Genomic DNA, 20271 nt, shown 5'->3' with positions numbered 1-20271 from the left:
AGGAGCTGGCTTGCCAGCGATAGCGGTCTACCGGTGGAAAATGAACTGCCTGACACACCGCCATCGCCGGCAAGCCGGCTCCTACAGGGTGTCAGCCAGTTTTGTGTTGTGTCAGTCGGACCAGGGCGCTTTGCGCGAGTTGTTCAACTCCACCAGATAGCCATCCCCACCCAACTGACTCATCTGCTGCCGAATCCACGCCGCCCGCCGTGCCACATACGCCGTCGGATGGCTGGCACTCCACACCCTCGGATTAGGCAACACCGCCGCCAGGTAACTGGCCTGCTGCCGCGAAAGCGCCTTGGCACTCACCCCAAAGTGATGCCGGGCGGCCGCTTCTGCGCCAAACACCCCTTCATCCCATTCCACGCTGTTGAGGTACACCTCAAGAATCCGCTGCTTGGGCCACAACACCTCGATCAGCCCGGTAAACCACGCTTCCAGGCCCTTGCGCAAATAACTGCGGCCGGCCCACAGGAATAGGTTTTTCGACACCTGCTGGCTCAAGGTGCTGGCGCCACGGATCGAGCCACCGCGCTCGTTGTGCAGGATCGCTGCCTGGATCGCGCCAAAGTCGAAACCCCAGTGCTGCGGAAAGCGCTGGTCTTCACCGGCCATCACCGCCACTTTGAGGTCATCGGAGATCTCGTCCCACGGCACCCAGGTGCGCTGCAGGTCAATCGGCTCGCCGTCGACCCAGGACTCCACCTTGCGCTCCACCATCAGCGCAGTGCCGGGCGGCGGGACGACACGGAACAGCAGCACCAGCAGCACACTGCCGATGGCAAACCATTTCACGACTTTGAGAAAACGTTTGAAGAGGAGACGCAGCATAGAGATGGCTTGGCCGAACCCGTTGAGCGGGCCATTATACAGACCCGGCCCTTTGCGTCTGACTGGAGTTCCTCATGTTGCGTGGCTTTCTGATGTTGGCTGCCTTTTTCGGCTTTACCGGTGTCGCCCTTGGCGCCTTCGCCGCCCACGGCCTGAAAAACCGCCTGAGCGCCGAGTACCTGGCGATCTTCCACACCGGCGTGACCTATCAGTTGATACACACCTTGGCGTTGTTCGGCGTGGCGTTGCTGGCGGCGCATATTCCTGGCCGGTTGGTCAGCTGGGCGGGTATCTCGTTTACCGTCGGCATCCTGCTGTTCTCCGGTAGCCTGTATGTGCTGACGCTGACAGGTTTCAGCAAGCTGGGCATCATCACGCCGTTGGGTGGCTTGGCGTTCCTGCTGGGCTGGTTCTTCCTCGGTTTGGCGGCGTGGCGCCTGCAAGCGGCCTGACCAAGGGACTTGGGCCCGCAACCCCAATCGGGCTAGAATGCGGGCCCCTAAAAACGATGGCGGCCCGTGGCATGCGCATTCAGTTGAACGGCGAATCCTTTGAACTGCCCGACGGTGAAACCGTTGCGGCCCTGCTGACCCGTCTGGACCTGACCGGGCGTCGCGTCGCAGTGGAACTCAACCTGGATATCGTCCCGCGTAGCCAGCACGCCGAGACCGCGCTCACCGACGGTGACCAGGTGGAAGTAGTCCACGCCATCGGCGGCGGTTAGTCGCGCAGCTTTCTGAATTCTGCAGAACCTCACCCCATTTCGAGGATTTCCCATGAGCATCGTTCGTAGCGACAAGCCCTTCGTCCTGGCCGGTCGTACCTACCAGTCCCGTTTGCTGGTCGGCACCGGCAAGTACCGCGACATGGAAGAAACCCGCCTGGCCATCGAGGCCTCCGGCGCCGAGATCGTCACCTTCGCCGTGCGCCGCACCAACCTGGGCCAGATCGAAGGCGAGCCGAACCTGCTCGAAGTGCTGTCGCCAGACCGCTACACCTTCCTGCCGAACACCGCTGGCTGCTACGACGCCATCGAAGCCGTGCGCACCTGCCGCCTGGCCCGTGAGCTGCTCGACGGCCACAACCTGGTGAAGCTGGAAGTGCTGGCTGACCAGAAAACCCTGTTCCCCAACGTGATCGAAACCCTCAAGGCCGCCGAAACCCTGGTCAAGGAAGGCTTCGACGTGATGGTCTACACCAGCGATGACCCGATCATCGCGCGCCAACTGGCGGAAATCGGCTGTATTGCGGTGATGCCGCTGGCCGGCCTGATCGGTTCCGGCCTGGGGATCTGCAACCCGTACAACCTGCAGATCATCCTCGAGGAAGCCAAGATCCCGGTGCTGGTGGATGCGGGCGTAGGCACGGCCTCCGACGCGACCATCGCCATGGAACTGGGCTGCGACGCGGTGCTGATGAACTCGGCCATCGCCCATGCCCAGCAACCGGTCATGATGGCCCAAGCCATGCAACACGCAATCGTCGCAGGCCGCCTGGCGTACCTCGCCGGGCGCATGCCGAAAAAACTCTACGCCAGCGCCTCTTCGCCGCTGGATGGTCTGATCAAGTAAGAGCCATTGATGACTGAATCAAACGAAACGCCGAACACCGTGGAAGAAGGCGACGAGTCCAAGCACCGCCGCATCAAGAGTTTTGTGATGCGCGCCGGTCGCATGACCGAAGGCCAGCAAAAGGGCCTGGAGCAAGGTACGCCGCTGTTCGTGCTGCCATTGGCGGATGCGCCAGTGGACTACGACCAGGTGTTCGGCCGTTCGGCCCCGCGTTCCCTGGAAATCGGCTTCGGCATGGGCCACTCCCTGCTGGAAATGGCGGCCGCCTCGCCGGATCAGGATTTCATCGGTGTGGAAGTTCACCGCCCGGGTGTCGGCGCGCTGCTCAATGGCGTGCTGACTCAAGGCCTGACCAACCTGCGGGTGTATGACTGCGACGCGATCGAAGTGCTCAACCGCTGCATCGCCGACAACAGCCTCGACCGCCTGATGCTGTTCTTCCCCGACCCATGGCACAAGGCCCGTCACCACAAGCGCCGCATCGTCCAGGCTTCCTTCGCGGAACTGGTACGCAGCAAGCTGAAAGTGGGCGGCATCCTGCACATGGCCACCGACTGGGAACCGTATGCCGAGTACATGCTGGAAGTGATGAACGTCGCCCCTGGCTACCGCAACATCGCCGAAGACGGCAAGTGCGTGCCGCGCCCGGCCGAGCGCCCGATCACCAAGTTCGAACGCCGCGGCGAGCGACTCGGGCATGGGGTGTGGGATTTGAAGTTCGAGAAGCTGGCTTAAACGGCTACGCATCAGCGGCGGTGAAGCAGGTTTGCTTCACCGCCGTTTTCGTTTCTACTTGTAAAGGAATACAAGGGTTTGAAATTTACGTTCCCCTGCTTGTTGCTGCTGAGTCTGCTGTCTGCGGCAGTATTCGCCACCACGACCGCCTCCCTTCCAGTGATTTCTCCGGACGACTACTTTGAGCGTGCTCAAAAGAAAGCGGAACAACTGCGCGTGTTGATTGAGGAAAACCTGCCTCTGGAAGCCAGTGGCAAACTGGATCCCAAGGTCTCGGCTGAGTTGGCCAAAGAAGGTAAGGATAAGATAGCTGCGTTGCAAAGCGACCTGAAGATGGCTTCCGACGGTGGGCATACGGTAGCGACTTACATGCTGGCCAATATGCAAAGTCGGTTCGGGATGTCGGACGCCGAGCGCAAACAGGTCTGCGAACCGATGCACAGGGCAATGGATCAAGGCCTGTTGGCAGCCGCGGTAGGTTATTACTACCAATGCGACCAGACTTACATGCGCCTTAATTTTCTTGACCTAGGCCATGTGAAGTATCTGGAGGATCTTAAGCAGATGCTCCTGCGCGCTGATGGGTTTCAGGGCTATTACCCTTTGTACACACAGCGCTCGCTCTGTTTCGAGAAAGATCGTCTGGCTGAGATCAAGGAGGAGTGGACCGTAGCCAACCAGCAGGCGCAGGCCAGTGCGCGAATGCTGACCTATGACCAGTACCGAGCCGACGCCTACTACATACTGGCCGCAACTCGAATGAACGAAAAAGGCATGCCCGACAGCCTCAACCTGACCTATCTGAACCAAGCACTGGCGTTGGGCTGCAAAGACCCGATGACGCTTAAAGAGTATTACGAGAAAGCGTTTGGAGGGCCGGCGTCCAAATAGGGATGCTTCGTTTAACGCTGGTCAGCGACCTGTGTCGCTGAAATTCAAAAAATCGGCCAGCCCAAAACGCACCCCTGTAGGCGCTGGCGTGCCAGCGATAGCGGTCTATAGGCGGCCAATGAACTGCCTGACACACCGCCATCGCCGGCAAGCCGGCTCCTACAGTTGATTTGTGTCGGGCCTTAAGTCAGCGGCGGTCGGCGACTACGCCAATCAATACCAGCACCACGACTAACACCGGTGCCAGGCTGTAGTTATTGAACTGGCTCAAGCCCCGCACAATCCACGGCGTGGCGTAGATCAGCGCCGCGCCGCTGCCGATCATGCACAGCAGCGCCATCAGCGGCACGCGCAAGGCGCCGGCGACGCTGCCCAGGCGGGCTTCCACCCAGCCCTTGATGTCGGCGCCGAACAGCACCAGCAGGCAGCCCACAAGGGCCAGGGAGATTTCCGACAGGTTGCTACGGCTCCAGCGGGATACGGTGGCGAGCAGGTCGAGTACCAAATCCATGTGATTTCCTTAAGAGCGTCAGCTCAAAAACTTCTGCAGCAGGTCATTGAGAAAGAGTTGCCCGCGGTCGGTCGCCGCCAAGCGTGACGGTTCGACCTGCATCAAGCCACTTTGTTCGGCCTCGCGGCGGCCTTCATCCAGGCTCGCCAGGTCCAGCCCGGTGCGCTCGGCGTATAGCTTGGCGTCCACACCTTCGGTGAGGCGCAAGGCGTTCATCAGGAACTCGAACGGCAGCTCCTCGTTCGTCAGCTCTTTCGCACCGGCCTGAAAGCTTTTGGCCGGGTTGAGGTAGTCCTTCGGTGCGCGTGTCTTCCAGGTGCGCACGATGCGCCCGTCCGGGTGGCTGAGCTTGCCATGGGCGCCCGCGCCGATGCCGATGAAGTCGCCAAAACTCCAGTAGTTCAGGTTATGCCGTGCCGGGCGACCCGGTTGGGCGTAGGCCGACACTTCGTATTGCGCATAGCCGTGCTCGGCGAGCAGCGCCTGACCCGCTTCCTGGATATCCCACAAGGTGTCGTCTTCCGGCAGCGCCGGTGGCTGGTTCCAGAACACCGTGTTGGGCTCCAGGGTCAGCTGGTACCACGACAAGTGCGTCGGCTTGAGCGCGATCGCCTGGCGCAGGTCGCTCAGGGCGTCGTCCAGGGACTGATCGGGCAAACCATGCATCAAGTCCAGGTTGAAGTTATCGAAGCCGGCCTCGCGCGCCATGCCGGCCGCACGCACGGCTTCGTCGCCGTTGTGGATGCGCCCCAGGGCCTCAAGCTTCTGCTGCTGGAAACTCTGGATGCCAATGGACAGCCGATTGATCCCCAGTTTGCGGTACGCCACGAACTTCTCTTGCTCGAAGGTGCCGGGGTTGGCTTCCAGGGTGATCTCGATATCGCTGGCAAACGGGATGCGTGCTTCCACGCCCTTGAGCAAACGGCCCAGCGCTGCAGCGCTGAACAGGCTCGGGGTGCCGCCACCAAAGAAGATCGAACTCAGCTCGCGGCCGTAAACCGCGTGCAGGTCCTGGTCGAGGTCGGCCAGCAGTGCGTCCACATACTCTTCTTCCGGCAGCACCTTGCTGGCGGTGTGGGAGTTGAAGTCGCAATAGGGGCATTTGCGCACGCACCACGGGATGTGGATATACAGCGCCAGGGGCGGCAGCACCGGCAGCGCCGCCCGAGGAGTTTGCGCGCCGCCGTGGATCAGCGGCTGCGCGGAGGTGTTCTGGGTCATTTCAGGCTCAGGCGTTGGCGCAGCAAATCCATTGCGCGAGCACGGTGGCTGATCTGGTTCTTGTCGGCGGGGCTCAGTTCGGCGCTGGAGACATTGCGCTCCGGCACCCAGAACAGCGGGTCGTAGCCAAAGCCATGCTCACCGCTGGCCGCATGCAGGATGCGCCCATGCCACAGGCCTTCACACAGGATCGGCAACGGGTCGTCGGCGTGGCGCACCAGGGCCAGCACGCAGACGAACTGCGCGCCGCGCTCGGCGTCCGGCACGTCCTTGAGGGCGTCCAGCAGTTTGGCGTTGTTGGCCGCATCACCTTTGCCGTCGGCATAACGCGCCGAATAGATGCCCGGGGCGCCGCCGAGGAAATCCACCGCCAGGCCCGAGTCGTCGGCCAATGCGGGCAGGCCGGAGATGCGTGCGGCGTTGCGTGCCTTGAGGATGGCGTTTTCGACGAACGACAGGCCGGTCTCTTCCGGTTCCACCTGGCTGAACTCGCCAATCGAGCGCAGCTGCACGGACTCACCGAGCATGGCTTGCAGTTCTTTGAGTTTGCCGGCGTTATGGCTGGCCAGTACGAGTTGGGTGAGTTTCATCATTCGGCCGGGAAGAGTTCTTGGACAAAACTGAAGCCGTGGGCTTTGCCGCCGGTTTCAACATTGATGGTGAAAGTCTTGAATTCCTGCTGCGGCACCGAGTAGGGCGCGAGGTAGTTGGTCACGCCTTTTTCGGTGATCTGCTTGAAGGTCAGCACTTCGCTTTTGCCGAGCGAGTCCTTGATGGTGCCGGTCACTTGCGCCACCACCGGGGTCACGCCCTTGAACACGGATACGTTGATCAGGCCCTTGTTCTTGCTGCGCACCACGCCAACGGCCTGGGCGGTTTCCGGCTGCAGGAAGCTGGAGGTGAAGGTGTTGTAACGCACGGTGATATCGCCGAATTCCTTCGTGCGGTTAGGGTCGATAACGTCGGCGGCCATGGCGTTGGCGCCAAGCAGTGCGGTCAATAGAAAAACAGCCAAACGACTCATGAGCGTCCCTCTTGAAAATGATTAGACGGCAATCTTGTGGTCGGTCAGGCCTGGGCTGCTGACCCGGTAAATCCCGATTTCTCCCAACAGATTAGGCCACAGCTTACTCGCCCAGCCATGGCGGTGCTGTTGATCGACGGCAAGGCGGTTGATCACCTTGGCTTCACGCTCGCCACACAAGGCTTCGAAGTCTTCGAAGGTGCAGAAGTGGATGTTCGGCGTGTTGTACCACGTGTACGGCAGGAAATCCGACACCGGCATGCGGCCCTTGGTGGCCAGGTACCAGCGGCAGCGCCAGTGGCCGAAGTTGGGGAAGGTGATGATGCACTGGCGGCCGACGCGCAGCATCTCGTCGAGGATGCGGTCCGGGTAGTGCACCGCCTGCAGGGCCTGGGTCATCACCACGATGTCGAAGCTGTTGCTGGCAAAGTTGCCCAGGCCCTTGTCCAGGTCCTGCTCGATCACGTTGATGCCCTTGGCCACGCATTGGGCGATGTTGTCCGGGTCGTTTTCCAGGCCGTAGCCGGTGACTTGCTTGTTGTCGCGCAGCCAGCTCAGCAGTTCGCCATCGCCGCAGCCCAGGTCGAGCACGCGGCTGCCGGCGGGGATCCAGTCTTGGATGATTTCCAGGTCGGCTCTCATGGCGTTCTCACACAGTAATCCGGTTCATGTAGTTGCCGAACGCCTGCAAGTAACGCGGGATCGGAATCAGGAAGGCGTCGTGGCCCTGCGGTGCGTCGATCTCCAGGTAGCAGACGTCTTTGCGCGCCGCCATCAAGGCATCCACCAGCTCGCGGGAGCGCGCCGGCGAGAAGCGCCAGTCGGTGGTGAACGACATCACGCAGAACTTGGCCGTGGCGCCTTCGAAGGTTTTCGCCAGGTCATCGTCGTGGTTGGCCGCAGGGTCGAAGTAGTCCAGGGCCTTGGTCATCAACAGGTAGGTGTTGGCGTCGAAACGCCCGGAGAACTCCTCGCCCTGATAACGCAGGTAGCTTTCCACCTGGAACTCGACGCTGTGGAAGTCGTAGTTGAGCTTTTCGCTCTTGAGGCCACGGCCGAATTTCTCGCCCATGGAGTCATCGGACAGGTAGGTGATATGCCCGACCATCCGCGCCAGCATCAGGCCGCGCTTGGGGATCACACCGGCTTCCTGGAACGAACCGCCGTGGAACTCGGGGTCGGTGAGGATGGCCTGGCGCGCCACTTCGTTGAAGGCGATGTTCTGTGCCGACAACTTAGGTGCCGAGGCGATAGCCAGGCAATGACGCACGCGGTCCGGGTAGGTGATGGTCCATTGCAGGGCCTGCATGCCGCCCAGGCTGCCACCGATCACGGCGGCCCACTGGCTGATGCCCAGCAGGTCGGCCAGGCGCGCCTGGCTGTGCACCCAGTCTTCCACGGTGAGCACCGGGAAGTCCGCGCCGAATGGCTTGCCGGTTTCCGGGTTGAGGCTGCTCGGGCCGGTGGAGCCGTTGCAGCCGCCGAGGTTGTTCAGGCTGACCACAAAGAACTTGTTGGTGTCGATGGGCTTGCCGGGGCCGATGCAGCTGTCCCACCAGCCGGGCTTGCGCTCGTCGGCCGAGTGATAGCCTGCGGCGTGATGATGGCCGGACAGGGCGTGGCAGATCAGCACGGCATTGCTCGCTGTAGCGTTCAATTGGCCGTAGGTTTCGTAGATCAGGTCGTAGGCTGGCAGCGACCGGCCGCAGGCCAGGGCCAGCGGTTCGCTGAAGTGCGCCACTTGGGGCACGACCAGTCCAACAGAATCGGGGGGGAAGGCAGCTGGCATCGACCCTGCTCTCGTTTAAATGAGGCGTAAGTCTAAAGAGCGGGGGGGCCAGCGGCAAGCAAAGGCCTGCACGGATTCAAATCAGGGCACAGATACAAAATGTGGGAGCTGGTTGTGTGGGAGCTGGCTTTCACACAAGCCAGCTCCCACAGGAGGCGCGTCAGATCAGGCCGAACAATTCCTTAGGCATGAACGCGTAGTAGGCCAGACGCGGGATCACCCAGCTTTGCAGCAGCTGGATCGCGATAAACGCGAAGATCGGCGAGATATCCAGGCCGCCCAGGTTGGGGATCAAGCGACGGAACGGCGCCAGCACCGGCTCGGTGATCTGGTACACCAGCTCGGCGCCCGGGCTGCGGCTGCCGGGAGCGACCCACGAGAGGATCACGCTGATGATCATCGACCAGAAGATGATCTTCAAAAACAGCGAGAAAATGCCGATCAGGCCCCACGGCAACAGCAGCACGGTGTTGGCCTGGTAGCCGTTGAGCAGCAGGATTACCGCAAACAGCAGGATCTGCAGCAGCAGCGCCAGCACCAGCGACGACATGTCCAGGCCGAACATGCTCGGCACAACCCGGCGCAGTGGCTTGAGCAGCGGCTGGGTGGCCTTCACCACGAACTGGCACAGCGGGTTGTAGAAGTTCGCCCGCACCAGTTGCAGGATAAAGCGCATCAGTACGATCAGCAGGTACAGGCTGCCCAGGGTCTGGATGATGAAAACGGCAGCGTCATTGATTCCAAGCATGTTTGATTCCTTGTAGGGGACGACTATTTGCCCAGCTGCTCGGCCATCTCGGCCGAACGATGTGCTGCGGCACCCAGTGCTTTTTCCACCAGGGCTTCAAAGCCCCCGGCCTGGAACGATTCGATGGCAGCCTGCGTGGTCCCGCCCGGGGAGGTCACGCGGCGGCGCAGTTCGGCGGCGTCCACGTCGCTGGTCACCGCCATCTTCGCGGCGCCCAGGGCCGTCTGTTCGGCCAGTTGCTTGGCGATTTCCTGCGGCAGGCCCAGTTTCACGCCGGCGGCGGTCATGGCTTCGATCAGCAGGAAGAAATACGCCGGGCCGCTGCCGGACACGGCGGTGACCGCGTCCAGCTGCTGCTCCTGTTCCAGCCACAGGGCGATGCCCACGGCAGACAGCAGTTCCTGAGCCTGGCCACGCTGCTCGGCGCTGACTTCGGAGGTGGCATACAGGCCGCTCACGCCCTGGCGCAGCAGCGACGGGGTGTTGGGCATGCAACGTACGATCGGCTGCGCGCCAAGCCAGTTCGTCATGCTGGCACAGGTGATGCCAGCGGCAATCGAGACCACCAGTTGATGGGGCAGCAGGCTTGGGCGCAGGCTTTCGCACACGGCCTTCATGGCTTGCGGCTTGACCGCCAGCACGATCACGTCGACGCCTTGAATGGCCTCGGCGTTGTCGGCAAAGGTTTCAATGCCGTGCTCGGCGCTGACGCGGGCGCGGGTTTCGGCGCCCGGGTCGCTGGCGCGGATCTGCTGGGCTTGCAGGCCCTTGGCCCGCAGGCCACCGATCAGGCTGGCCGCCATGTTACCGGCGCCGATAAAGGCAATACGCGTGTTACTCATGACAGGTCCTTACTCAGAGGGAAGTCAGCCATTTCAAGGCTGGCCGTAGTCGCGGGCGCCAAACAGGGCGGTACCGATCCGCACCCAGGTGGCGCCTTGGGCGATGGCCGACTCAAGGTCGTGGCTCATGCCCATGGAAAGTGTGTCCAGCGGCAGGTTCAAACTGGCTTGCAGTTCGCGCACCGTGGCGAAGGCTGCATCTTGCGCGGCACGATCTTCCGTCGGCTCAGGGATTGCCATCAAGCCCCGCAGTTGCAAGCGCGGCAGTGCGCTGATCGCCTGGGCCAGCGCCGGCAGGTCGGCGGGCGTACAGCCGGACTTGCTGGCTTCGCCACTGACGTTGACCTGGATGCAGATGTTCAGCGGCGGCAGGTCGGCCGGGCGTTGTTCGGACAGGCGTTGTGCGATTTTTAGGCGGTCCACGGAATGCACCCAAGCGAAGTTCTCGGCGATAGCGCGCGTCTTGTTCGATTGAATGGGGCCGATGAAGTGCCAACTCAAGGGCAGGTCGGTTAATTCGGCCTGTTTGCCCAAGGCTTCCTGCAAGTAGTTCTCGCCAAAGTCGCGCATCCCGGCGGCGTAGGCTTCACGCACGGCTTGCGCGGGTTTGGTCTTGCTCACGGCCAGCAGGTGGATGCTGCTTGCGTCACGTTGCACGGCGTCGGCTGCGGCGCGGATGCGCTGGCTAACCAGGCCAATGTTGTCTGCTATCGTCGACATTCAAGATGCGCCCGTGGATATGGAGTCCGCGGCATTCTACTGGAAATGGAAAGCCCTATGGATATCACTGAATTGCTGACGGTCAGCGTGCGCCGAGGCGCCTCCGACCTGCATTTGTCGGCCGGCCTGGCGCCGATGCTGCGTGTGGATGGGGAGGTATGGCCTTTGGACGGGCCGGTGCTTTCAGCCTCGCACGTTGCGGATTTATTGCGCCCTTTGCTCAACCAATACCAACAAAAGGATTTCGAAACATCTCTTGAAACGGATTTTGCCTTTGCGCTGCCGGGCGTGGGGCGGTTCCGCGCGAACGTGTTCCAGCAGGACCGTGGCATGGGGGCCGTATTTCGTACGATTCCCGCTGAGGTCCAGAGCCTGGAAAGCCTGGGACTGGGCGAGGTGTTCCAGCGTATCGCGCAGTTGCCACGTGGGCTGGTGCTGGTCACTGGGCCTACCGGGTCCGGCAAGTCCACGACACTGGCGGCGATGATCGATTACCTCAATCAGCATCGGCGCCAGCACATCCTGACTCTGGAAGACCCCATCGAATTTATCCACCAGCCGAAAACGGCACTGATCAATCAGCGCCAGGTGCACCGGGACACCCACAGCTTCTCGACGGCCTTGCGCTCGGCGTTGCGCGAAGACCCGGACGTGATCCTGGTGGGCGAACTGCGCGACCTGGAAACCATCCGCCTGGCCCTGACGGCGGCCGAGACCGGGCACCTGGTGTTTGGCACCCTGCACACCACGTCGGCGGCCAAGACCGTGGACAGGCTGGTGGATGTGTTCCCGGCAGGGGAAAAGACCATGGTGCGCTCGATGCTGTCCGAGTCGCTGCAGGCGGTGGTGTCTCAGGTGCTGGTGAAGAAGATCGGCGGCGGGCGCGTGGCGGCCCATGAAATCATGCTGGGCACGCCGGCAATTCGGAATTTGATCCGTGAGGACAGGGTGGCGCAGATGGTCTCGGCAATCCAGACAGGCGGGGCGATGGGGATGAAGACCCTGGATATGAGCTTGAAGGCGCTGGTGAGCGAGGGGGTGATCAGCCGGGAGCACGCGCGGGAAAAGGCGAGGGTGCCTGCAGATATCTAAAGGACACAAAAATCACTGTGGGAGCTGGCTTGCCTGCGATAGCTGTCTGGCAGCTTGCACAGATATTGCCTGACAGTCCGCTTTCGCAGGCAAGCCAGCTCCCACAGTTGATTGCATTTCAAATGGGGAGCTAGGTATCAGCGCTGAACGACGCGCAGGTTGTTCTGCTCTTTAGGCAGAACCCGCTTGGCAATCACGTAGTTCTTGTCCCAGAACGGCTTTTTCAGCGTGTCGATGCTGACGGCCTTGCCGCGACGCGGTGCGTGGATAAAGCGGTCATTGCCCAGGTAGATGGCAACGTGGTTGACCTGGCGGCTCTTCAATTTGAAGAACAACAGGTCACCGGGTTTCAGGTCCTTGCGATCAACCTTCAGCCCGTGGCCAGCGGCCATGGCGTTGGAAGTACGCGGCAAATCCACGGCTTTTACGTCGTTAAACGCATATTTCACCAAACCACTGCAGTCGAACCCTTTACTTGGGCTGCTGCCGCCCCAACGATAAGGAGTACCGAGCACGTTGACGGCGCGGCTGAGGACGTTGCTGCTTTGCTTGGTGTTGCTGGCAGCCAGTGCGGTGTGGATTGCTTTACCGTGAACCTTGCTCACTTGAGTCGGGCGGTTGACGGTCAGCTTTACCGACTTGGCGGTGCTCGGTGTGCTGTGGACTTTAGGGGTGAAACCATTAACGTTCGGAAGTCGTTGCTCACGATTGGTGGCGTGGGCGGCCAGTGGCATTAATAGGCAGATGGTTAGCCATGTCTTGAAAAATGGTCGCATTAGGCGTGGCTCTTTTAGGTTTGCGCGCAACTTTATAACAGCTTTTTGTGTCGTTCTCAGGCCGTTTGTCGACTGAATGTTGACGTCAAAATCAGGAAATACGCGACGAATCGCCGCAATTGTCCTACACAAGTCAGGTGGCATAAGGCTTTGAGGGGAGGGAAGATACCATTTGCCGTACGTCGGGCGCCCGTAAAAAAGTCACAAAGAAAATGAAAAAATTTATCTATCGAGGCAAAAGAGGTCCTTCATGAACACCTATCGACAGGATTATTCCCAGACAGACACTCATAGCAAGGTGATTGGCTACCTGCTGTGGATTTTCGGTTTTACCGGTGCCCATCGCTTCTATTACGGCAAACCGGTCACCGGGACGATCTGGTTTTTTACCTTCGGCCTGTTGGGCATCGGCTGGCTGATCGACCTGTTCCTCATCCCGGCCATGGACCGTGAAGCGGACCTGCGTTTTACCGCCGGACCGATCGAATACAACGTGGCCTGGATTCTATTGGCGTTCCTTGGCGTGTTCGGTGTGCACCGCATGTACCAGGGCAAATGGATCACCGGCCTGATCTACCTGCTGACCGGCGGCTTGTTCCTGGTGGGGGTGCTGTACGACTTCTGGACGCTGAATACGCAGATTTCGATCCGCAATGCCGAGCGCAATAACGGCCGCTGAATCTGCACACCCTTAAATGTGGCGCCGGCTTGTGTGGGAGCTGGCTTGCCTGCGATGCAGGCACCTCGGTCTTTCAGTTCAACCGAGGTGACGCTATCGCAGGCAAGCCAGCTCCCACAGGGACCGAACCCACATTAGATGTGTTCTATCAGGCCTGGTAGCTGATGCGTCCGTCTACCAGCGTGTAACGCACCGTCGCCGGCAGGCTATGGCCGATGAACGGGCAGTTTTCACCCTTGGACAGCCACTGCTCCCCGGCAACCGTTGAGCTGCCCAGGTCGAACAGCACCAGGTCGGCTGCCGAACCCACCGCCAGCTTGCCCGCCGGCAGGCGCAGAGCCTGGGCCGGGCCTGCGCTCAGGCGTGCCAGCAGTGTCGGCAAGTCCAGCAAACCGTCTTCCACCAGCGTCATGGCCAGCGGCAGCAACAGTTCGACACTGCTGATGCCCGGCTCAGTTGCACCAAACGGTGCCAGCTTGGCATCCCGCTCGTGCGGCTGGTGATGGCTGGAGATCGCCGAAACCACCCCCGACTTCACCGCCGCGCGCAAACCTTCGCGGTCGGCGTGGGTGCGCAGCGGCGGCTGCACGTGGTAAAGGCTGGAGAAATCGATCAGCGCCTCATCCGTCAGAATCAGCTGATACAGCGCCACGTCCGCCGTGACCGGCAGGCCACGGGCCTGGGCCTGGGCGATCAGGGCGACACCGCGTGCGCTGGTCAATTGGCTGAAGTGCGCGCGCACGCCGCTTTGTTCCACCAGCAGCAGGTCGCGGGCCAGGGCCACGGTCTCGGCGGTTTCCGGAATGCCCGGCAAGCCGAGGAAGCTGGCCACGGCGCCTTCATGGGCCAGGCCGCCTTCGGCCAGGTCGCGGTCCTGGGAATGGAAGATCACCGTCAGGTCGAAGGTGGCTGCGTATTCCAGGGCGCGCAACAGCGTGCGGGTGCTGCGAAAGCTCTCCAGGCCATTGCCGAAGGCCACGCAACCGGCGTCACGCAAGGCGATCAGCTCGGCGAGCTGTTCGCCTTCCAGGCCTTTGCTCAGGGCGCCGATAGGGAACACCTTGCAATTGCCGGCTTCGCGGGCGCGGTCGAGGATCAGCTCGGTCACGGCCGAGGTGTCGAGGATCGGCTTGGTGTGCGGCGGGCAGCACAGGCTGGTCACGCCACCGGCAGCGGCGGCGCGGGTTTCGCTGGTGATGTTGCCTTTGCGGCTGTAGCCCGGCTCGCGCAGGGCGACGTTCAGGTCGACCAGGCCGGGTGCAGCCACCAGGCCTTTGGCATCGATGGTTTCAATCGCGCTGAAACCCGCAGGCGCAGCGCCGATAGCGATGAGCTTGCCGGCTTCCATGTGCAGATCGGTAACGTGATCCAGGCCACTGGCCGGATCGATGACTCGGGCGCCGAGAATGCTGAGCTTCACTGGGCGTTCTCCTGCTCGAATTGACGTTGCGCGGTTTGCCCGCTCATGGCCATGGACAGTACGGCCATGCGCACGGCGATGCCGTAGGTGACCTGGTTGAGGATCACCGACTGTGGGCCGTCGGCCACCGCCGACTCAATCTCCACCCCCCGGTTGATCGGGCCCGGGTGCATCACGATGGCATCCGGCTTGGCGCCGGCCAGGCGCGCAGTGGTCAGGCCGAACAGGCGGTAGAACTCGCCCTCGCTCGGCAGCAGGCCGCCAGCCATGCGCTCGCGCTGCAGGCGTAGCATGATCACCACGTCCACATCCTTGAGGCCTTCGGCCATGTCGGTGTAGACCTTCACGCCGTATTGCTCGATGCCGATCGGCAGCAGGGTTTTCGGTGCGATCACGCGGATATCCGGGCAACCCAAGGTCTTCAGGGCCAGCATGTTCGAGCGTGCTACCCGCGAGTGCAGGATGTCGCCGACGATGGCCACCGAGAGGTTTTCAAAGCTGCCCTTGTGCCGACGGATGGTGAGCATGTCGAGCATGCCCTGGGTCGGGTGGGCGTGGCGGCCATCGCCGCCGTTGATGATCGCCACCTGCGGGCACACGTGTTCGGCGATGAAGTGCGCGGCGCCGGAGTCGCCGTGGCGCACCACGAACATGTCGGCGGCCATGGCTTCCAGGTTGCGCAGGGTGTCGAGCAGGGTTTCGCCCTTGCTCGCCGACGAGGTGGACACGTTCAGCGTGATCACGTCGGCTGACAACCGCTGGGCAGCCAGTTCAAAGGTGGTGCGGGTGCGGGTCGAGTTCTCGAAGAACACGTTGCAGATGGTCTTGCCGCGTAGCAGCGGGACCTTCTTCACCGCCCGGCCACCGACTTCGAGGAACGAGTCGGCGGTGTCGAGGATCTCGGTGAGCAGTTCGCGGGGCAAACCGTCGAGGGACAAGAAGTGTTGCAACTGGCCCTGAGCATTGAGCTGCAGCGGGCGCTTGGCATCTAGAGGCGTCATCGCGGGGACTCTTTACAAGGCGGTTTAAAGGGCGAGGTCTTGCAGTTCGAGTTCGAGCGGCGTAGGACCGGTCAATTTTACCCGCTGGTGGGGTGCAAGCGACAGTGTGGCACCGACCACATCCGGGCTGATCGGCAATTCGCCGGCGTCCAGGTCCAGCAGGCACACCAGGGTCACACTGGCCGGGCGGCCGTAGTCGAACAGTTCGTTCATGGCGGCGCGGATGGTACGGCCGCTCATCAGCACGTCGTCGATCAGCACCAGGTGCTGGCCTTCGATCTCGAACGGCAGGGCAGAAGGGCGCACTTGCGGGTGCAGGCCGTTCTGGCTGAAGTCATCGCGGTAGAAGGACACGTCGAGGGTACCCAATGGCGAATCGCTGCCCAGCGCTTCCAGCAGCGCCTGGGCCACCCACACACCGCCGGTGCGAATGCCGATGAAGCGCGGCTCGCTGATGTTGCGGTGTTGCAGATGGGCCGTGAGGCTTGTGGCCATCTGGCTGATCAGTTCGGCGGGGTTCGGCAGGCTCATGCAGGCTCCTTCAGGACCTTGCCGCAGGCAGGGTCCGGGCTCAAACGTAAAAAGACGCGGCAAGCCGCGTCAGTCAGGACTCAAATAAAGCGGTGTTTTCATCCAACCAGCCCTGCAACAACAAGGCGGCGGCGATGGCGTCCACGGGGTTGTCGCGGTAGCTGCCTTTCTGCCCGCCACGGTCACGGCGCTCACCCTTGGCTTCAAAGGTGGTCAGGCGTTCGTCGTGGGTATAGAAGGGCAGGTTGTAGCGGCCGTTGAGGCGGCGGGCGAATTTCTCGGCGCGCAGGCACATGTCGCTGGGGGTGCCGTCCATGTTCAAGGGCAGGCCGACCACCACGGCGTCGGGCTTCCACTCTTTAATGAGGGCTTCGACCTGGTTCCAGTCCGGCACGCCGTTCTGGGCTTTCAAGGTGCACAGCTCGCGGGCCTGGCCGGTAATGACCTGGCCAACCGCCACGCCGATCTGTTTGGTGCCGTAGTCAAACCCCAGAATCAGACGCAAAGCCATCAGGCGTGCCCCGCCTGGCTGGTCAGCAGGCTGAGGTTGACCCGCAGCTTGGCCGCCGCCGCTTCCAGGCGCAGTTCGCTGGGGGTGTTGAACAGGATTTCGGCATCGAACGGGCAGGTCAGCCAGGCATTGCTGGCCAGTTCGGCCTCCAACTGGCCTGCTTCCCAACCGGCGTAACCCAGGGTGATCACGCTTTGTTCGGGGCCTATGCCGTCGGCGATGGCGAACAGCACGTCCTGGGACGTGGACAGCGAAACCCCTTCAAGGTCGACCGTGGCCTGGAACTTCGGCCCGGTGGGGTGCAGCACGAAACCGCGATCGGTCTGCACCGGCCCGCCGACGTAGATCGGTACATGCTGGCAACGGGCTGGCGGATCGATTTCCGGGCGCAGTTGCTCAAGGATGTCCGCCAGGTTCAGCTCTTGTGGGCGGTTGATCACCAACCCCATGGCACCATTGGCCGTGTGCTCGACGATGTAGGTCAAGGTTTGCGCAAAGTTCGGGTCGGCCATGTGGGGCATGGCGATCAGGAATTGGTGCTTGAGGTAGGTCGGGCTGACATTTTTCATGTCCGCTAGTGTGGCGGTGGAGGGGCGAACTGACAAGCCGGGGATGCACGGCAGGCCCACCTTTCATGTCAAACACCAACCCTGTAGGAGCCGGCTTGCCGGCGATCGCGTCCGTTCAGACACCGCAAAACACACATGCCGCATCGCCGGCAAGCCGGCTCCTACAGGGGGCTGCGTCAGTTGCTGGACAGGCGGTCGCCCTTGGCGAACTTCCAGGTGCGGATGATTTCCAGGCGGTCGACGTCGTTCAGGTCCCCGGTAAACGGGGCAAAGGGCGCGGCCAGGCGCACGATGCGCTGGGCGGCCTGGTCCAGCAGCGGCTGGCCGGACGATTCCAGCACCTGCACTTCATAGAGCGTGCCGTCGCGGTTGATCGACACCAGCAAGCGCAAATTGCCATATATCTGCTGGCGACGTGCCTCATCCGGGTAGTTCAGGTTGCCGATGCGCTCGACCTTCTTGCGCCATTCGTCCTTATACCAGGCGCCTTTGTCGCGCATGGTCGAGGCCGCGTTCAGCCGGTAGATGCGCGGGCGCTTGGCGTACAGCTGCTGTTCGTTGGCCAGTTCGGCTTCCAGGCTGGAGATCTGGTCGGAAAGCTGCGAACTGTCGAAGGTTGGCGCCGGTTTCACCGGTTCAGGGGTTGGTTCAGTCTTGGTTTTTTCGCGCTGGGTTGGCGCTCTTTGCGGCTTGGGCGCGACGGTGGTCACGGCGGCCTTGGGGGCGGCCTGCTTGACCTCGGGCTTGGGGGCCGGAGGCGGGGTGACTTTATTGACCTTGTTGTCCTGGAACGGCGCCACTTCGGTGGTCTTGGGCACGGCTTTCTTGTCGAGGGTGCCACTGCCTTGCTGGTTCTCCTGGGCGAGAAAGTCGGCTTTTTCCGGCTTTTTCTCGCTTTTGAACGTGGCGAGGGTGATTTCCAGGGTTTTGGTGATCTGCTTGGGCTCGACCATGGTGAAACCCACGCCGAGGATCAGGGCCAGGTGAATCAATGCTGCCAGGAACAGGGTAAATCCGAGCCGATCAGCCGGGCGCACGCCGGTGTGGGAGAGTTCGGGGGGCAGATCGGACGGGAGTGTCATGACAAAAAAACCAACATCGCGCGTTTCACAGGTGGCGCATGATAACGCAATGTTGGTGTGTGTCCGGCTGTTCTATGTCACTTGGCTTGTAGCTTGCGCTCGATGGCCGCCATCAACATTTCGCCGATGTTGGTACCAAAGGCGTTGTCGATTTCACGGATGCAGGTCGGGCTGGTCACGTTGATTTCGGTGAGGTTTTCACCAATCACGTCCAGGCCTACAAACAGCAGGCCTTTTTCGCGCAGGGTCGGGCCGACTTGGGAGGCGATCCAGCGATCCTTGTCCGACAACGGGCGTGCTTCGCCACGGCCACCGGCCGCCAGGTTGCCACGGGTCTCGCCGGCTGCCGGGATGCGCGCCAGGCAGTAATCCACGGGCTCGCCGTCGATCATCAGGATGCGCTTGTCGCCGTCCTTGATCGCCGGCAGGTACGCCTGGCCCATGATTTGCTGGGTGCCCAGCGCGGTCAGGGTTTCGAGGATCACCGACAGGTTCGGGTCGCCGGCGCGGTGACGGAAGATCGAGGTACCGCCCATGCCGTCCAGCGGCTTGAGGATTACATCACCGTGCTTGGCCGCGAATTCACGCAGCACGTCGGCGCGGCGGCTGACCACGGTCGGCGGCGTGCACTGCGGGAACAGGGTGGCGAACAGCTTTTCATTGCAGTCGCGCAGGCTCTGCGGCTTGTTGACGATCAACACGCCGGCGCGCTCGGCCTGCTCCAGCAGGTAGGTGGAGTAGACAAACTCCATGTCGAACGGCGGGTCCTTGCGCATCAGGATCACGTCCAGATCGCTCAGCGGGCTGTCGATTTCGTCGGCCAGCTCGAACCACTTCTCCGGGTTGGCGAATACCTGCAGCGGGCGCATGCGTGCACGGGCCTCGCCGTCGCCCTGGTAAAGGTCGCGCTGCTCCATGTAGAACAGGGTCCAGCCGCGGGCCTGAGCGGCCAGGAGCATGGCCAGCGAGCTGTCCTTTTTATAGGAAATGCTGGCGATAGGGTCCATGACAATGCCGACGCGAACGCTCATGGGGGATTTCCTCTAGCAAATTAGGGCGCATAAAAGTGGCGTCAGAGTGGCGCTGCGGCTGTTGTGGGTCAAGGAAAAACCACCGGGCAGGCCGCTCGATAGATTGCACCCCAAGACTGTGCTAAAAAGACTGCCACGGTGCAGCAGCCCTTGGATTCCAAGGCTTGCGGCGCTCATCCTGTGAGACATCAGGCAGTACACACCGAAAACCGATTCGCTGTGGCGATGGTAGAGCAGATATGGAACAGCATTCCAACGCCTTGAGAGTGATGGTGATCGACGATTCGAAAACGATCCGCCGCACCGCCGAAACACTGTTGAAGAACGCAGGGTGCGACGTCATCACGGCCATCGACGGTTTCGATGCCCTGGCCCGGATTGTTGATCATCACCCGCACATTATTTTTGTCGACATCATGATGCCGCGCCTGGATGGCTACCAGACCTGCGCGCTGGTGAAGAACAACCCGGCGTTCAAGTCGATCCCGGTGATCATGCTGTCCTCCAAGGACGGCCTGTTCGACAAGGCCAAGGGGCGCATCGTGGGTGTCGATCAGTTTTTGACCAAGCCTTTCAGCAAGGAAGAACTGCTGGGTGCGATCAAGGCCTACGTGCCTGCCTTCGCCGCAGTAGAACAAGCACACTGACGTCGCCTCACAAGGGCTGGCGCCAACCAATGTAGTGGGGAAAACC

26 protein-coding genes are annotated in these 20271 nt (G+C 61.8%); 8 read left to right on the top strand and 18 right to left on the bottom strand.

The features are described from left to right. Positions 1 to 111: 111 nt before the first annotated feature. Complete coding sequence (gene mtgA / locus HX792_RS14720; protein ID WP_176996775.1) at positions 112 to 834, bottom strand: monofunctional biosynthetic peptidoglycan transglycosylase; 723 nt, start codon at positions 832 to 834, stop codon at positions 112 to 114. Positions 835 to 908: 74 nt separating this feature from the next. Here mtgA and HX792_RS14715 point away from each other — a divergent pair, with 74 nt between their 5' ends. The 5 genes from HX792_RS14715 to HX792_RS14695 all read left to right on the top strand — a co-directional run bounded on the left by HX792_RS14715 (position 909) and on the right by HX792_RS14695 (position 4031). Beyond that, entirely contained in the window at positions 909 to 1286 is a 378-nt protein-coding gene (locus tag HX792_RS14715) for a DUF423 domain-containing protein (RefSeq protein WP_176996774.1), read from the top strand. Between the two features lie 71 nt (positions 1287 to 1357). Then, complete coding sequence (thiS, locus tag HX792_RS14710; protein ID WP_025859525.1) at positions 1358 to 1558, top strand: sulfur carrier protein ThiS; 201 nt, start codon at positions 1358 to 1360, stop codon at positions 1556 to 1558. Between the two features lie 52 nt (positions 1559 to 1610). Next, positions 1611 to 2405: a thiazole synthase gene (locus HX792_RS14705; RefSeq protein ID WP_105521099.1), complete on the top strand. Its 795-nt coding sequence runs from the start codon at positions 1611 to 1613 to the stop codon at positions 2403 to 2405. 9 nt (positions 2406 to 2414) lie between these two features. Continuing rightward, the gene (gene trmB, locus HX792_RS14700) at positions 2415 to 3140 is read left to right on the top strand and encodes a tRNA (guanosine(46)-N7)-methyltransferase TrmB (RefSeq protein WP_176996773.1); all 726 of its coding nucleotides are present in this window, start codon (positions 2415 to 2417) and stop codon (positions 3138 to 3140) included. A 78-nt stretch (positions 3141 to 3218) separates the two neighbouring features. Beyond that, positions 3219 to 4031, top strand: coding sequence for a hypothetical protein (locus tag HX792_RS14695; protein ID WP_176996772.1), 813 nt, complete (start codon positions 3219 to 3221; stop codon positions 4029 to 4031). Between the two features lie 187 nt (positions 4032 to 4218). On the opposite strand, the gene HX792_RS14690 is transcribed toward HX792_RS14695, so the two are convergent. The 9 genes from HX792_RS14690 to HX792_RS14650 all read right to left on the bottom strand — a co-directional run bounded on the left by HX792_RS14690 (position 4219) and on the right by HX792_RS14650 (position 10886). Next, positions 4219 to 4542, bottom strand: a complete 324-nt coding sequence (locus tag HX792_RS14690) for a DUF3392 domain-containing protein (protein ID WP_010207241.1) — start codon at positions 4540 to 4542, stop codon at positions 4219 to 4221. 18 nt (positions 4543 to 4560) lie between these two features. Continuing rightward, positions 4561 to 5763 (bottom strand): radical SAM family heme chaperone HemW, encoded by a 1203-nt coding sequence (gene hemW, locus HX792_RS14685; RefSeq protein ID WP_256349845.1) that lies wholly within the window; start codon positions 5761 to 5763, stop codon positions 4561 to 4563. Further along, on the bottom strand, positions 5760 to 6356 hold the full coding sequence (rdgB, locus tag HX792_RS14680) for an RdgB/HAM1 family non-canonical purine NTP pyrophosphatase (RefSeq protein WP_176996771.1): 597 nt from the start codon (positions 6354 to 6356) through the stop codon (positions 5760 to 5762). The genes hemW and rdgB overlap by 4 nt, the downstream gene beginning before the upstream one ends. Beyond that, positions 6353 to 6787, bottom strand: coding sequence for a DUF4426 domain-containing protein (locus tag HX792_RS14675; RefSeq protein WP_159960660.1), 435 nt, complete (start codon positions 6785 to 6787; stop codon positions 6353 to 6355). Before HX792_RS14675 ends, rdgB begins: the two co-directional genes overlap by 4 nt. A gap of 21 nt (positions 6788 to 6808) precedes the next feature. Then, positions 6809 to 7429: a methionine biosynthesis protein MetW gene (gene metW / locus HX792_RS14670; protein WP_016972957.1), complete on the bottom strand. Its 621-nt coding sequence runs from the start codon at positions 7427 to 7429 to the stop codon at positions 6809 to 6811. Positions 7430 to 7436: 7 nt separating this feature from the next. Beyond that, a complete protein-coding gene (locus HX792_RS14665) occupies positions 7437 to 8576 on the bottom strand; it encodes a homoserine O-acetyltransferase (RefSeq protein ID WP_176996770.1) in 1140 nt (379 codons plus the stop codon). 160 nt (positions 8577 to 8736) lie between these two features. Continuing rightward, positions 8737 to 9324 (bottom strand): YggT family protein, encoded by a 588-nt coding sequence (locus HX792_RS14660; protein WP_176996769.1) that lies wholly within the window; start codon positions 9322 to 9324, stop codon positions 8737 to 8739. Between the two features lie 23 nt (positions 9325 to 9347). Continuing rightward, the gene (proC, locus tag HX792_RS14655; protein WP_176996768.1) at positions 9348 to 10166 is read right to left on the bottom strand and encodes a pyrroline-5-carboxylate reductase; all 819 of its coding nucleotides are present in this window, start codon (positions 10164 to 10166) and stop codon (positions 9348 to 9350) included. Between the two features lie 33 nt (positions 10167 to 10199). Then, the gene (locus tag HX792_RS14650; protein WP_176996767.1) at positions 10200 to 10886 is read right to left on the bottom strand and encodes a YggS family pyridoxal phosphate-dependent enzyme; all 687 of its coding nucleotides are present in this window, start codon (positions 10884 to 10886) and stop codon (positions 10200 to 10202) included. Between the two features lie 57 nt (positions 10887 to 10943). On the opposite strand from HX792_RS14650, the gene HX792_RS14645 reads away from it, so the two are divergent. After that, positions 10944 to 11978, top strand: coding sequence for a type IV pilus twitching motility protein PilT (locus HX792_RS14645; protein WP_176996766.1), 1035 nt, complete (start codon positions 10944 to 10946; stop codon positions 11976 to 11978). Positions 11979 to 12115: 137 nt separating this feature from the next. On the opposite strand, the gene HX792_RS14640 is transcribed toward HX792_RS14645, so the two are convergent. Then, entirely contained in the window at positions 12116 to 12754 is a 639-nt protein-coding gene (locus tag HX792_RS14640; RefSeq protein WP_176996765.1) for a C40 family peptidase, read from the bottom strand. Positions 12755 to 13004: 250 nt separating this feature from the next. On the opposite strand from HX792_RS14640, the gene HX792_RS14635 reads away from it, so the two are divergent. Further along, the gene (locus HX792_RS14635; protein WP_176996764.1) at positions 13005 to 13433 is read left to right on the top strand and encodes a TM2 domain-containing protein; all 429 of its coding nucleotides are present in this window, start codon (positions 13005 to 13007) and stop codon (positions 13431 to 13433) included. A gap of 148 nt (positions 13434 to 13581) precedes the next feature. On the opposite strand, the gene HX792_RS14630 is transcribed toward HX792_RS14635, so the two are convergent. The 7 genes from HX792_RS14630 to gshB form a co-directional block, all read right to left on the bottom strand. Further along, positions 13582 to 14853, bottom strand: a complete 1272-nt coding sequence (locus HX792_RS14630; protein ID WP_176996763.1) for a dihydroorotase — start codon at positions 14851 to 14853, stop codon at positions 13582 to 13584. Continuing rightward, positions 14850 to 15854 carry an aspartate carbamoyltransferase catalytic subunit gene (locus tag HX792_RS14625; RefSeq protein ID WP_176996762.1) on the bottom strand — a complete coding sequence of 335 codons (1005 nt, stop codon included), beginning with the start codon at positions 15852 to 15854 and terminating at the stop codon, positions 14850 to 14852. The genes HX792_RS14630 and HX792_RS14625 overlap by 4 nt, the downstream gene beginning before the upstream one ends. A 24-nt stretch (positions 15855 to 15878) precedes the next feature. Further along, positions 15879 to 16385 (bottom strand): bifunctional pyr operon transcriptional regulator/uracil phosphoribosyltransferase PyrR, encoded by a 507-nt coding sequence (gene pyrR, locus HX792_RS14620; protein ID WP_176996761.1) that lies wholly within the window; start codon positions 16383 to 16385, stop codon positions 15879 to 15881. A 73-nt stretch (positions 16386 to 16458) separates the two neighbouring features. Further along, positions 16459 to 16896, bottom strand: coding sequence for a Holliday junction resolvase RuvX (ruvX, locus tag HX792_RS14615; RefSeq protein ID WP_003195067.1), 438 nt, complete (start codon positions 16894 to 16896; stop codon positions 16459 to 16461). Next, positions 16896 to 17465, bottom strand: a complete 570-nt coding sequence (locus tag HX792_RS14610) for a YqgE/AlgH family protein (RefSeq protein ID WP_176996760.1) — start codon at positions 17463 to 17465, stop codon at positions 16896 to 16898. Before HX792_RS14610 ends, ruvX begins: the two co-directional genes overlap by 1 nt. Before the next feature lie 176 nt (positions 17466 to 17641). Beyond that, the gene (locus HX792_RS14605; protein ID WP_176996759.1) at positions 17642 to 18547 is read right to left on the bottom strand and encodes an energy transducer TonB; all 906 of its coding nucleotides are present in this window, start codon (positions 18545 to 18547) and stop codon (positions 17642 to 17644) included. Between the two features lie 77 nt (positions 18548 to 18624). Next, a complete protein-coding gene (gene gshB, locus HX792_RS14600) occupies positions 18625 to 19578 on the bottom strand; it encodes a glutathione synthase (protein WP_159960633.1) in 954 nt (317 codons plus the stop codon). 239 nt (positions 19579 to 19817) lie between these two features. On the opposite strand from gshB, the gene pilG reads away from it, so the two are divergent. Continuing rightward, positions 19818 to 20225, top strand: a complete 408-nt coding sequence (gene pilG / locus HX792_RS14595; RefSeq protein ID WP_016972942.1) for a twitching motility response regulator PilG — start codon at positions 19818 to 19820, stop codon at positions 20223 to 20225. Positions 20226 to 20271 lie beyond the last annotated feature (46 nt).

Source organism: Pseudomonas sp. B6002 (genome assembly GCF_013385985.1).
Taxonomy (GTDB): Bacteria; Pseudomonadota; Gammaproteobacteria; order Pseudomonadales; family Pseudomonadaceae; genus Aquipseudomonas.
The sequence above is the reverse complement of the archived record's forward strand: the minus strand, read 5'-3'. Positions and strand labels throughout refer to the sequence as shown.